At 69.4% G+C, this 11,688-nt stretch carries 13 protein-coding genes; 8 read left to right on the top strand and 5 right to left on the bottom strand.

Going from position 1 to position 11,688, the window contains the following annotated elements:
• Positions 1 to 99 precede the first annotated feature (99 nt).
• Entirely contained in the window at positions 100 to 1,248 is a 1,149-nt protein-coding gene (locus VFM98_RS02365) for an alpha-hydroxy acid oxidase (protein WP_325108284.1), read from the top strand.
• Here the strand turns inward: VFM98_RS02365 and VFM98_RS02360 are convergent.
• Positions 1,242 to 2,270: a BLUF domain-containing protein gene (locus tag VFM98_RS02360; RefSeq protein ID WP_325108283.1), complete on the bottom strand. Its 1,029-nt coding sequence runs from the start codon at positions 2,268 to 2,270 to the stop codon at positions 1,242 to 1,244. The genes VFM98_RS02365 and VFM98_RS02360 overlap by 7 nt on opposite strands.
• A 128-nt stretch (positions 2,271 to 2,398) precedes the next feature.
• On the opposite strand from VFM98_RS02360, the gene VFM98_RS02355 reads away from it, so the two are divergent.
• On the top strand, positions 2,399 to 3,598 hold the full coding sequence (locus VFM98_RS02355) for a DNA polymerase IV (RefSeq protein WP_325108285.1): 1,200 nt from the start codon (positions 2,399 to 2,401) through the stop codon (positions 3,596 to 3,598).
• Between the two features lie 117 nt (positions 3,599 to 3,715).
• Positions 3,716 to 3,979 (top strand): hypothetical protein, encoded by a 264-nt coding sequence (locus tag VFM98_RS02350; RefSeq protein WP_325108282.1) that lies wholly within the window; start codon positions 3,716 to 3,718, stop codon positions 3,977 to 3,979.
• A 6-nt stretch (positions 3,980 to 3,985) separates the two neighbouring features.
• Here VFM98_RS02350 and queF read toward each other — a convergent pair whose 3' ends face one another.
• Genes queF through VFM98_RS02330 form a run of 4 tightly spaced genes read right to left on the bottom strand, consistent with a single transcriptional unit; the run spans position 3,986 to position 6,777 of the window.
• The gene (queF, locus tag VFM98_RS02345; protein ID WP_325108281.1) at positions 3,986 to 4,831 is read right to left on the bottom strand and encodes an NADPH-dependent 7-cyano-7-deazaguanine reductase QueF; all 846 of its coding nucleotides are present in this window, start codon (positions 4,829 to 4,831) and stop codon (positions 3,986 to 3,988) included.
• Between the two features lie 27 nt (positions 4,832 to 4,858).
• The gene (locus VFM98_RS02340; protein WP_325108280.1) at positions 4,859 to 5,722 is read right to left on the bottom strand and encodes a 2OG-Fe(II) oxygenase; all 864 of its coding nucleotides are present in this window, start codon (positions 5,720 to 5,722) and stop codon (positions 4,859 to 4,861) included.
• Positions 5,719 to 6,495 (bottom strand): peroxide stress protein YaaA, encoded by a 777-nt coding sequence (gene yaaA / locus VFM98_RS02335; protein WP_325108279.1) that lies wholly within the window; start codon positions 6,493 to 6,495, stop codon positions 5,719 to 5,721. Before yaaA ends, VFM98_RS02340 begins: the two co-directional genes overlap by 4 nt.
• A 3-nt stretch (positions 6,496 to 6,498) precedes the next feature.
• On the bottom strand, positions 6,499 to 6,777 hold the full coding sequence (locus VFM98_RS02330; RefSeq protein ID WP_325108278.1) for a hypothetical protein: 279 nt from the start codon (positions 6,775 to 6,777) through the stop codon (positions 6,499 to 6,501).
• A gap of 82 nt (positions 6,778 to 6,859) precedes the next feature.
• Here VFM98_RS02330 and hemA point away from each other — a divergent pair, with 82 nt between their 5' ends.
• From hemA to VFM98_RS02305, 5 genes are all read left to right on the top strand, one after another.
• The gene (gene hemA, locus VFM98_RS02325; protein ID WP_325108277.1) at positions 6,860 to 8,131 is read left to right on the top strand and encodes a glutamyl-tRNA reductase; all 1,272 of its coding nucleotides are present in this window, start codon (positions 6,860 to 6,862) and stop codon (positions 8,129 to 8,131) included.
• A 100-nt stretch (positions 8,132 to 8,231) separates the two neighbouring features.
• Positions 8,232 to 9,329 carry a peptide chain release factor 1 gene (gene prfA / locus VFM98_RS02320; protein ID WP_325108276.1) on the top strand — a complete coding sequence of 366 codons (1,098 nt, stop codon included), beginning with the start codon at positions 8,232 to 8,234 and terminating at the stop codon, positions 9,327 to 9,329.
• Complete coding sequence (gene prmC / locus VFM98_RS02315) at positions 9,326 to 10,150, top strand: peptide chain release factor N(5)-glutamine methyltransferase (RefSeq protein WP_325108275.1); 825 nt, start codon at positions 9,326 to 9,328, stop codon at positions 10,148 to 10,150. Before prfA ends, prmC begins: the two co-directional genes overlap by 4 nt.
• Before the next feature lie 40 nt (positions 10,151 to 10,190).
• Positions 10,191 to 10,520 (top strand): Grx4 family monothiol glutaredoxin, encoded by a 330-nt coding sequence (gene grxD / locus VFM98_RS02310; protein WP_325108274.1) that lies wholly within the window; start codon positions 10,191 to 10,193, stop codon positions 10,518 to 10,520.
• A gap of 199 nt (positions 10,521 to 10,719) precedes the next feature.
• A partial coding sequence (locus VFM98_RS02305; RefSeq protein WP_325108273.1) for an AAA family ATPase occupies positions 10,720 to 11,688 on the top strand: 969 nt, incomplete at its 3' end.

The following is an 11,688-nucleotide window of genomic DNA, read 5'->3' as shown; positions in this document are numbered from 1 at the left end:
CGACACCTGACGGCCGCCTGGGTTGCAGGCCGGCAACACGTGGGTGGGTGGCTCAGCCGTTACCATGTCGCCCGCCGGAAGCCCGGCAGGAGACAAGACTTGCCCGTGATCACCAACATCGAGGACCTGCGCGTCCTCGCGCAGCGGCGCGTGCCGCGCATGTTCTATGACTACGCCGATTCCGGCTCATGGACGGAGAGCACCTACCGCGCCAACGAGGCGGACTTCGACCGCATCCTGCTGCGCCAGCGGGTGGCCGTGAACATGGAGGGGCGCAGCACCCGCACGACCATGATCGGCCAGGACGTGGCCATGCCGGTCGCGATTGCGCCCACCGGCCTCACGGGCATGCAGCACGCGGACGGCGAGATCCTGGCGGCGAAGGCGGCGAAGAACATGGGCATCCCGTTCACGCTCTCCACCATGAGCATCTGCTCGCTGGAAGACGTGGCGGAGGCGACCGGCCGCCATCCGTTCTGGTTCCAGCTGTACGTCATGCGCGACCGCGGCTTCATCGAAAGCCTGATCGACCGCGCCAAGGCCGCCGGCTGCTCCGCCCTGGTGCTCACGCTGGACCTGCAGATCCTCGGCCAGCGCCACAAGGACCTGAAGAACGGGCTGTCGGCGCCGCCCAGGCTGACGCTGCCCAACATCCTGAACATGATGACCAAGCCGCGCTGGTGCCTCGGCATGCTGGGCACGCAGCGGCGCCAGTTCGGCAACATCGTGGGCCACGTCAAGGGCGTGGAGAACATGGGGTCGCTCTCCGAGTGGACGGCCAAGCAGTTCGATCCGCGGCTGTCGTGGAAGGACGTGGAGTGGATCAAGAGCCGCTGGGGCGGCAAGCTCATTCTGAAAGGCGTGCAGGACGAGGAAGATGCGCGCCTGGCCGCCGACTCCGGTGCCGACGCCGTGATCGTCTCCAACCACGGCGGCCGCCAGCTCGATGGCGCGCCGTCGTCGATCTCCGCCCTGCCCCACATCGTCGACGCGGTGGGCGACCGCATCGAGGTGCACATGGACGGCGGCATCCGCTCCGGCCAGCACGTGCTGAAGGCGGTGGCGCTCGGCGCGCGCGGCGTCTACATCGGCCGCGCCATGCTCTATGGCCTCGGTGCAATGGGTCAGGCCGGGGTGGAGAAGGCGCTGGAGATCATCCGCAACGAGCTGGACCTGTCGATGGCCTTCTGCGGCCGCACGGACATCCGCCACGTGGACCGCAGCATCCTGCTGCCGCCCGGCTACTGAGCGAAGCGGGTCCGGCCGGCGCCGGACATGAGCGAGCTGTTGGCCGCCTGCTGCCAGTGCATCAGCAGCGGCTGCACCTCGGCCCAGGTCTCCTGCGGCAGGCGCGAATCGGCCACGGCCGCCAGGTAAGGCAGGCGGTGGCGGCGCGCCATCGCGGCGGGCACGGCGTGCATGTCGTCGCGGCTCGCCACCCCGATCAGCGCCGGCGGATGCTCGACGAACTCGTAGGCGCGCAGCACCCGCTCCACCAGCTGCGCATTGCGCTCCGCATCGATGGACAGCAGCAGCACGACGTGCGAATAGTCCGGGATGAAGGCGCGCGTCAGCGGCAGGTGCAGGCCGTGGCGCGCCATCGCGATCACCCGCCAGACCCGCTCGTCCTGCTCGAAGTCCACGTAGTCGGTGCCGACGTCGCGTTCGGTCGCGCCGGCGAAGCGGCGGTGCACCACTTCGACCTTGTTGCACTCGCCCAGCCAGCGCACCAGCTCGAACGAGCCCATGCCCGCGGCCGCGCAGACCAGCACGCGCTGGAAGGCGTCGGGGTCGTGCTGGCGCATCGCGCCAGCGTGGATCATGGGCGTGGACAGGCGCCGCCAGGTCGCCGCCGGCGAGAACTGCAGGCCTTCGTCCACCTGCTGCTTCAGGCGGCGAATCCGCTGCTCCATTTGCGCCGGGGTTTCGCTGCACTGGACGATGGCCATCGACCAGGGGCCCGACAGCAGCCGCGGCCCGCGGCTGCGGTGCACGATGCGCAAGTCGAAATGGCGTGAATCGCCCGCCACCCGCGCCATGATGTCCTGCAGCGCCGGCGCCGGGCCTTCCTTCCACTGCACGAACCAGCCGGACTGGTGCAGCAGCGCGGTGGCGATGCCGGCCGGCTCGTTGTGCTTGACGGCGCTGGCGCGGATCTTCTCCATCTCCTGGTAGACGGACTGACGGATGGAGGCCTGGCTGGCGACGATGATGCGCGCAACCGCCCCCTCGGCGCTCGCGGCGCCGTGATCTTCTTCCCAACGACCCATGCCGGGATCATCCCGGCTCAGCCCTTTGGGGTGCTTGTGTTGCGTCAAGCCCATCGGCCGAAAGGCCGCAAGGCGTGAACTACGACAATAGGCGGGTGACCCTCCCGCGCCGCATCGCCCACCTGGACATGGACGCTTTCTTCGCGTCGGTGGAGCTGCTGCGGTACCCGCAACTCAAGGGCCTGCCGGTGGTGATCGGAGGCGGCCGGCGCAGCGCCGATGACGAACTGCTGCAACGTTACGCCGACCGGCCGCTCTCCAAAATCCCGGTCGAGGCCTTCCCCTTGCTGCGCGATTACGTCGGCCGCGGCGTGATCACCACCGCAACGTATCCGGCGCGCCAGTTCGGCGTGGGCTCCGCCATGGGCATGATGAAGGCCGCCCGCCTGTGTCCGCAGGCGATCGTGCTGCCGGTGGATTTCGACGAGGTTCGGCGCTTTTCGCGCACGTTCAAGGCCGTGATCCAGGAGATCGCGCCGGTGATGGAGGATCGCGGGGTCGACGAGGTCTACATCGACTTCACCGAGGTGCCGGGTGGCCAGCGCGAAGGCGGTCGCGTGCTCGCCCGCCTGATCCAGAAGTCGATTTTCCAGGCCACCGGCCTCACCTGCTCGATCGGCGTGGCGCCCAACAAGCTGGTGGCCAAGATGGCGAGCGAATTCGACAAGCCGAACGGAATCTCGATCGTCTTCGAGCACGACCTGCAGACGAAGATCTGGCCGCTGGCGGTGCGCAAGATCAACGGCATCGGGCCGAAATCGGGCGAGAAGCTGGCCGGCCTGCACATCCACACCATCGGCGACCTGGCCGCGCAGCCGCGCGAATGGCTGGTGGACCACTTCGGCCAGGCCTACGGCGCCTGGATGCACGACGCCGCCTGGGGCCGGGACGACCGGCCGGTGGTCACCGAGAGCGAGCCGGTCTCCATGAGCCGCGAGACGACCTTCGAGCGCGACCTGCACGCCGTGCGCGACCGCGCCGAGCTCGGCGCCATCTTCACCGACCTGTGCACCCGCGTGGCCGAGGACCTGCAGCGCAAGGGCTACGTCGGCAAGACGATCGGCATCAAGCTGCGCTACGACGACTTTCGCACGGCCACGCGCGACCAGACGCTGGACGCGTACACCGCGGACCCGGCGCTGATCCGGCGCACGGCCGGCCAATGCCTGAAGCGCGTGGACCTGCGCCAGCGCCTGCGGCTGCTCGGCGTGCGCGTGGGCAAGCTGGCGCGGGCCCAGGCGCTTGCCACTGCCGCGGCCGCCGCCGGGTCGGACGAAGCCGCGCCGCGTGTGGCGGAACACACACCGGACCTGTTCCAGGATCCATGACGTTTGCCGGATGTCAGATGACAGGCGAAAAAGCCAACCGGCCCCTTGCAGCTCCTGACGCGAAACTTACACTGAGCCTTACGCCCCTGACGAGCGGAGGCACAGCGGAGAGCTTTCATGGACCTGGACACCCTGCAGCGCATCAAGAGATGGCATGTCGCCCATTCCGGCGATCACCCGGTGGAGTACCACACCTGGGATGTGATGCTCACCCTCTGGCTGGTCGGCTGGGTCGGCTGGCTGCCGGCCTTCACCTTCGACGCGCTCTGGGCGGCGCCGCTGCTCGTGCTGGCCATGTCGGCGCCGACGCTGTATGTGAGCCTGCGGGCGAAGGCGCACCGGGCGCGGCGGCTGCGGTGCGACTGGATCGGGGTCCGGTAACCGGGCCTACTGGCGCGCCGTGCGGATGTTCGGCGGCAACTGCATCGGATGGCTGGTGCGCAGCGGGTTGATGTCCAGCCCACCCCGGCGCGTGTAGCGCGCATAGACCGCCAGCCGCGAAGGCCGGCAGCAGCGCCAGAGGTCCATGAAGATCCGTTCCACGCACTGCTCGTGGAATTCGTTGTGGTTGCGGAAGCTCACCAGGTAGCGCAACAGCCCTTCCTGGTCGATCTGGGCGCCCGTGTAGCGGATCTGCACGCTGCCCCAGTCCGGCTGCCCGGTCACCAGGCAGTTGCTTTTCAGCAGGTTGCTGGTCAGCACCTCCTCCACCGGCGGCTCGCCCTCCACCGTCTTCAGCCAGTGCGGCGCCGGCGTGTAGTCGGTGCATTCGATGTCCAGCCGGTCCAGGCTCAGGCCATCGAGCTCGTGCACCGGCTCCTGGTCGAACAGCTCCGGCCCCACCAGCTTCACGCCGATGGTGGCCGGCGCAGGCGCGCCGCGCCACACCGCCTCGCTCAGGTCGGCCCGCAGGTGCTGGCGCACCTCCTCGGCCGAGGCGAACTTCGTGCCGCTGAAGCTGCCCAGATAGAGCTTCAGCGACTTGCTCTCGACGATGTTGGGCGTCTCGCAGGGAATGGTGAAGTGCGCGATGGCGACCTGCGGCTTCCCGCGCGGGTTCAGCCAGCTCAGCTCGAAGGCCGTCCAGAGGTCGGCGCCGAAGAAGGGGAGCGCGCCCGACAGGCCCAGCTCCTCGCGCTTGGGCGCGCGCGAGATCGGGAACAGCAGGCTGGCGTCGTACTGGTCGGCGTAGCGGGCCGGCTTGCCCAGCTGCGACTCTTGCGGGAGATTCATGAAGGGGACCTGCGCTTGCCTGCAAGCCTACTCGAAGCGGCGTTCGCGCAGCCACTTGGTCGCGATCCACTTCATGCCCTGCAGCACCGGGGCGCCGCCGTGCAGCGTGCGCGTGGAGGGATGCGGCCGCTCGTAGCTGAAGAACACCGCGTTGCCGCGCTTGGGCGCGACTTCCAGGTGCACGTCGGGGAACACGGTGCCGCCGCCCTTCTCCGGCTCGCCCAGGTACATCACGAGCGTGCCCACCCGCTGGCCGCCGCGGCGCAGGATGGTCGGCGTGCCGGGCTCGGCGGGATCGAAGTAGTCGTAGTGCGGCTTGTATTCGGCGCCGGGGCCGTACTGCAGGATCTGCAGGCCCTCGCCGTTCTCCTCCGGCCAGTTCACCAGCCTGGCGATGCGCCGCTCGATGCGGCGCACCAGCTCGTTCTCGCCGCGCTGGAAGAACATGCCGTTGCTGGTGCGGTCGGCGTTGACCTCCTCGCCGCCGGTCTTGGTGGCCACCGTGAGCGAGCGCGCGAGCCGCGGCGTGGCCAGCGCGATCAGCTCCTCGCACTCCTGGTCGGAGAGCAGGCTGCCGAACACCACCACCCGCGGGCTGGCCATGGTCTGCAGCACCGCCACCTGCCGGTCGCCCGTATCCAGGTACAGCGGCGACTCTTCGAGGGACGGCTCGGGCACCGGCAGCGCCGGCGGCAGGCCCTGCGCCAGCGCCCGGCGTTCCAGGTGGCCGCGCAGCGTTTCTTCCATGGCGTCGATCGCCACGTCCTCGTTCCAGCCGGAGGCCATCATGGCCTTCAGCACCGAGTCGGCGCTGTGGCCCGCCTCGGCCTGCTCCACGATCCACCGGCGCAGCTCCGGGGTGACCTGCTGCGTGCTGCCTGTCGTGCTCATGATGCGGTCCTGCGCCGGAAGACCATGCGCTCGGGCTGCGAGGCAGCCGGATCGAAGCGCCAGCCCTCGAGGTCGAAAGCTTCCAGTTTGCGCGGGGTTTCCACCCGCCGGGTGATGGCGTGCCGGGCCATCAGGCCGCGCGCCTTCTTGGCGGTGAAGCTGACGATCTTCCACGTCCCGCTCTTCCACTCCTCGAAGACGCAGTCGATCACGCGCGCCTTGAGCGCCTTGCGGTCCACCGCCTTGAAATATTCCTGCGAGGCGAGGTTGATCACCACCGGCGTCTTGTCGGCGGCGAGCACCTCGTTCAGCGCCTCGGCGATCCGGCTGCCCCAGTATTGATAGAGATTGGCCGCCGGGCCGACCTTCAGGGCCGTGCCCATCTCCAGCCGGTAGGGCTGCATCCAGTCGAGCGGGCGCAGCACGCCGTACAGGCCGCTCAGGATGCGCAGGTGGCGCTGCGCCCATTCCAGGTCGGCCGCGCCCATGCGACGGGCCTGCAGGCCGTCGTAGACGTCGCCGTCGAAGGCCAGCACGGCCTGGCGCGCGTTGCGCTCGGTGAACTTGGGCGACCAGGCCTGGTAGCGGGCGACGTTGAGCGCGGCCAGCGGATCGCTGATGTCCATCAAGCTCGAAACCTGCTGGGGGGAGTAACGTCGCAGCACCTCGATCAGGCGGGCGGAATCCGCCGCGAAGCCCGGCAGGGTGTGCGGAACTTCCGGGATCGGCGACGCGTAGTCCAGCGTCTTGGCGGGAGAAAGCAGGAACAGCATGGGTCAGGAGCGCCAGGCGCGAGCCGTGAGCCACTGCGCCGTGGCCACCGCCAGCACCAGGGCGGCGTAGGTGGCCATCTTGCCGTCGTGGCCGAAGTACCAGAGCCCGGCCACCAGGGTGGCCAGCCCTGCTGCGCTATTGATAGCAAAGCGGGCCCACCACGTCACGGGCTTGGCGCTGCGGGGCAGCACCAGCGGGGCGGCCAGGGTGACCAGCAAGGCCACGGCCAGGGCCGGTGCCGCAAAGCCCAGCAGATGGTCGGCAAACTCGAATAATCCCACAACGCTCCCGATTGACCTAGAACAACCCGGCCACAACCCCGGGGTAAGTGCTTGAATCGCATCGAATTTTATAATTCGCCGCATGGCTGTCTGGGCATTGGGCATCAACCACACGACCGCTCCCGTGGATCTGCGGGGCCGGTTCGCGTTCGCGCTCGACCAGATCGCCCCCACCCTGCACTCGCTGCGCAGCGAGGTCGGCAACCGGCTCGGCCGCCAGCCTGAGGCCGCGATCCTCTCGACCTGCAACCGCACCGAGATCTACTGCGCCGGCAACAAGCACGAGATCGATTCCACCGTCGAATGGCTGGCCCAGTCCGGCCAGGTGCAGACGGGCCTGCTGCGCGAGCACTCCTACATGCTGCAGGATGCGGGCGTAGCCCGCCACGCCTTCCGCGTCGCCAGCGGCCTCGATTCGATGGTGCTGGGCGAGGCGCAGATCCTCGGCCAGCTGAAGGACGCCGTGCGCGTCGCCGAGGAGGCGGGCGCGCTCGGCACCACGCTCAACCAGCTGTTCCAGCGCTCCTTCGCCGTGGCCAAGGAGGTGCGCACCTCCACCGAGATCGGCGCGCATTCCATCAGCATGTCGGCCGCCGCGGTGCGGCTGGCCGGCAACCTGTTCGAAGACCTCACCAAGGTGAAGGTGCTGTTCGTGGGCGCCGGCGAGATGATCGAGCTGGCCGCCACCCACTTCGCGGCCAAGAGCCCGAAGGGGATCGCGATCGCCAACCGCACCCTGGAGCGCGGCGAGAAGCTCGCCAGCCGCTTCGGCGGCGAGGTGATGCGCCTGGCCGACCTGCCGGCGCGCCTGCATGAATTCGACGTGATCGTCAGTTCCACCGCCAGCCAGCTGCCGATCATCGGCCTCGGCGCGGTGGAGCGCGCGCTCAAGGCGCGCAAGCACCGCCCCATGTTCATGGTGGACCTGGCCGTGCCGCGCGACATCGAGCCCGAGGTCAAGGCGCTGGAAGACGTGTACCTCTACACCGTGGACGATCTCGCCCACGTGGTGCAGACCGGCCACGCCAACCGCCAGGCCGCCGTGGCCCAGGCCGAGGCCATCATCGACGCCGGCGTGCAGAGCTTCGTGCACTGGATGGACCAGCGCCACGTGGTGCCGCTGATCAAGCAGCTGAACACCCAGGCGGACGAATGGCGCGCGCTGGAACTGGCCCGTGCGAAGAAGCTGCTGGCCAAGGGCGAGGACGTCGATGCCGTGCTGGACGCGCTGTCGCGCGGCCTCACCCAGAAGATGCTGCACGGCGCCATGGCCGAACTGCGCGCCGCCGACCCCGAGTCGCGCCAGCGCGCCAGCGCGGCGATCGAGCACTTCTTCCTGCGCAAGGAGCGTTAGCGACGCGCGCCTGCAGGCGCGCTGCGTTCCACGTTGAGCGTTGACCGTTCGGCGCGCCCTCTTCCACGCCCAACGCTCAACGTCCAACGCCGTACCCGCAGTGAAACCCTTCCTCCGCCAGCAACTCGAACGCTTCCCCGTCCGCCTCCAGGAACTGGACTTCTACCTCTCGCAGCCCGAGGTGGTGAACGACATGGAGCGCTTCCGCGAGCTCACGCGCGAGCACGCCGAAGTCACCGAGGTTGCGGGCCACTTCCAGCGCTACCTGCAGCGCGAGCGCGACCTGGCGCAGGCGCGCGAGATGATGGAAGACCCCGAGCTCGCCGAGATGGCGCGCGAGGAGATCGCCACGCTCGAGGGCGAGCTGCCCGCGCTCGAAGGCGAGCTGCAGGCGCTGCTGCTGCCGCGCGACCCCGACGACGCGCGCAACACCTTCCTCGAGATCCGCGCCGGCACCGGCGGCGACGAGGCGGCCCTGTTCGCGGGCGACCTGCTGCGCATGTACACGCGCTACGCCGAGCGCCAGGGCTGGCGCACCGAGCTCATGAGCGAGAGCGAGGGCGAGGTGGGCGGCTACAAGGAAGTGGTGCTGCGCGTGGTCGGCGAAGGCAGCTACGGCAAGCTCAAGTTCGAATCGGGTGGCCACCGCGTGCAGCGGGTGCCCGCCACCGAGAACCAGGGCCGCATCCACACCAGCGCCTGCACCGTCGCGGCCCTGCCCGAGCCGGACGAAGCGGCGGCGGTCCAGATCAACCCGGCCGACCTGCGCATCGACACCTTCCGTGCTTCGGGCGCCGGCGGCCAGCACGTGAACAAGACCGACTCCGCCGTCCGCATCACGCACATCCCGACCGGCATCGTGGCCGAATGCCAGGACGACCGTTCGCAGCACCGCAACAAGGCCAAGGCCCTGCAGGTGCTGGCGGCGCGCATCCAGGAGAAGGAGCGCTCGGAGCGCGCCGCGAAGGAGGCCGCCACGCGCAAGGGCCTGATCGGCAGCGGCGACCGCTCCGACCGCATCCGCACCTACAACTTCCCGCAGGGCCGAATGACCGACCACCGCATCAACCTCACGCTGTACAAGCTGGGCGCGATCATGGAAGGCGACCTCGACGAAGTGGTCCAGGCCCTGCTGCTCGCGCGCCGCGCCGAACAGCTCGAGGAGCTGGAAGTGGGGCTCGGGGCGGCCCGCGCATGACGCTGCGCGAGGCGCTGGCCCGGGCCGCGGCGCAAGGGCTGGCACGGATCGACGCCCAGCTCCTGCTGCTGCACGTGCTCGGGCGCGTCGGCACCGAGCGCGGCTGGCTGGTCGCGCACGACGACGAAGCCCTGGCGCCTGCGGCCGAAGCGGCTTACGCGGATCTCTGCAGCCGGCGCAACGCCGGCGAGCCGCTTGCCTACCTCACCGGCGAGAAGGAATTCTTCGGCCTGCCGCTGCAGGTCGACGCGCGCGTTCTGGTGCCGCGCCCCGACACCGAAACGATCGTCGAGTGGGCGCTGGAGCTGCTGCGCCCGTTGCGCGCGCCGCGCGTGATCGACCTCGGCACCGGCAGCGGCGCCATCGCGCTGGCGATCCAGCGCGCGCGGCCCGATGCGCGGGTGGAGGCGGTGGACCGCAGCGCCGAGGCGCTCGCCGTGGCGCGGGCCAACGCGCAGCGGCTGCAGCTGCCGGTGCAGTTCCGCCAGGCCGACTGGCTGGCCGGCGCCGGCCGCTACGACCTGGTGGTCAGCAATCCGCCCTACGTGCGCGCCCAGGACGAGCACCTCGCCGCGCTGCGCCACGAGCCGCTTTCCGCTTTGGTCGCTGGCGAGGACGGCCTGGCCGACCTGCGCGCCATCGTCGGCGCGGCGCCGGCCCACCTCGCGCCCGGCGGCTGGCTGCTGCTGGAGCACGGCTGGGACCAGGCCGCCGCCGTCGAGGCCCTGCTCGCGGCGGCGGGCTTCACCCGCCTGAGCAACCGCAAGGACCTTGGCGGCATCGTCCGCTGTTCGGGTGGGCAGGCGCCCGAACTGGGATAATCCGCCCAAGCCAACCGGCATACCCCCAGGAGAGATTTCCATGAGCGACGTCCAGCAACGCATAGCCGACCTGGTCCAATCCAGCGACATCCTGCTGTTCATGAAGGGCAGCGCAGCCTTCCCCATGTGCGGCTTTTCCGGCCGCGCGGTGCAGATCCTGAAGGCCTGCGGGGTCGACACCGAGCAGCTCAAGACCGTCAACGTGCTGGAAGACGACGAGATCCGCCAGGGCATCAAGGAATTCAGCAACTGGCCGACCATCCCGCAGCTCTATGTGCGCGGTGAATTCATCGGCGGCTCGGACATCATGATGGAGATGTACCAGAGCGGCGAGCTGCAGCAGGTGCTGGGCTCCTCCTCGCAGGGCTGACCGTTTCCCGGCCCCCCGGGGGGCCGGGCGCGGGGGAATTTCCCCGCCAGCACTCCCTTGCACCGGCTGCCAACGGCAGCCGGTCCCGCTTCTGCTGTCGACGGGCGCTGACAAGCGCGTGCGCCTGCTGACCCTCCTGATTGATGGCTGGCACGGCCTATGCTGGAATCCAGCAAAGAGTCGTTGAAGGAGTGTGGCCATGCAATCGCGTAGTCTGGTTCCGCAAACGTCGCCCGGCCTGCAGTTGCCGATCGCCAACGTGCGCAACGTGTTCCGGCCGCACGAGGTCGAGCGCAAGCTGGCCAAGTTGCCCGCGCGCGAGCACGAAACCCTGCGCGCCACCTACGAGCGCATGCTGGAGCGCGGGCCCGAGCGCTTCCAGGTCAAGCCCAGCGGCATCCCCGAGATGGCCGCCCTCTACGAGCAGCTGCCCAACTTCGCCGACGCGCTCGACGACCTGAAGCGGCACGTCGCCCTGGCGCAGGACGCCGGCGACGGCATCGAGATCACGCCCATGCTGCTGCTGGGCCCGCCCGGCATCGGCAAGACGCATTTCGCCCGCCAGCTGGCCGACCTGCTCGGCACCGGCATGAGCCTGGTTCCCATGAGCTCCATGACGGCGGGCTGGCTGCTCTCCGGCGCCTCTTCGCAGTGGAAGGGCGCCAAGCCGGGCAAGGTGTTCGAGGCGCTGGTGGACGGCCAGTACGCCAACCCCGTCCTCGTGGTGGACGAGATCGACAAGGCCAGCGCCGACGCGCAGTACGACCCGCTGGGCGCGCTCTACGGCCTGCTGGAACACGACACGGCGCAGTCCTTCATGGACGAATTCGCCGAGGTCGCGCTCGACGCGAGCCAGGTGATCTGGATCATGACGGCCAACGACGAGCGCTGCATTCCCGAGCCGATCCTCAACCGCATGAACGTGTTCGAGATCGACCCGCCCACGCACGAACAGGCGCGCAGCATCGCGCGCAACCTGTACAAGTCGATCCGCGAGGACCACGGCTGGGGCCGCCGCTTCGATGACGAGCCGGCCGACGACGTGCTGGACTGCCTGGCCGAACTGGCGCCGCGCGAGATGCGCCGCGCGCTCATGACGGGCTTCGGCAACGCGCGCCTGGCGCAGCGCGAGGCGATCGAGACCGCCGACCTGCCGAAGTGCTCGAAC

The organism is Ramlibacter sp. (assembly GCF_035706265.1).
Lineage (GTDB): Bacteria > Pseudomonadota > Gammaproteobacteria > Burkholderiales > Burkholderiaceae_C > Ramlibacter.
This window is presented reverse-complemented; position numbering and strand designations above follow the sequence as displayed.

Excerpts from the sequence above, each read along its gene's own strand:
- VFM98_RS02360 (WP_325108283.1), bottom strand. The coding sequence starts at position 2,270 with ATGGGTCGTTGGGAAGAAGATCACGGCGCCGCGAGCGCCGAGGGGGCG.
- VFM98_RS02355 (WP_325108285.1), top strand. The coding sequence starts at position 2,399 with ATGGACGCTTTCTTCGCGTCGGTGGAGCTGCTGCGGTACCCGCAACTC.
- VFM98_RS02350 (WP_325108282.1), top strand. The coding sequence starts at position 3,716 with ATGGACCTGGACACCCTGCAGCGCATCAAGAGATGGCATGTCGCCCAT.
- queF (WP_325108281.1), bottom strand. The coding sequence starts at position 4,831 with ATGAATCTCCCGCAAGAGTCGCAGCTGGGCAAGCCGGCCCGCTACGCC.
- VFM98_RS02340 (WP_325108280.1), bottom strand. The coding sequence starts at position 5,722 with ATGAGCACGACAGGCAGCACGCAGCAGGTCACCCCGGAGCTGCGCCGG.
- yaaA (WP_325108279.1), bottom strand. The coding sequence starts at position 6,495 with ATGCTGTTCCTGCTTTCTCCCGCCAAGACGCTGGACTACGCGTCGCCG.
- hemA (WP_325108277.1), top strand. The coding sequence starts at position 6,860 with ATGGCTGTCTGGGCATTGGGCATCAACCACACGACCGCTCCCGTGGAT.
- prmC (WP_325108275.1), top strand. The coding sequence starts at position 9,326 with ATGACGCTGCGCGAGGCGCTGGCCCGGGCCGCGGCGCAAGGGCTGGCA.
- grxD (WP_325108274.1), top strand. The coding sequence starts at position 10,191 with ATGAGCGACGTCCAGCAACGCATAGCCGACCTGGTCCAATCCAGCGAC.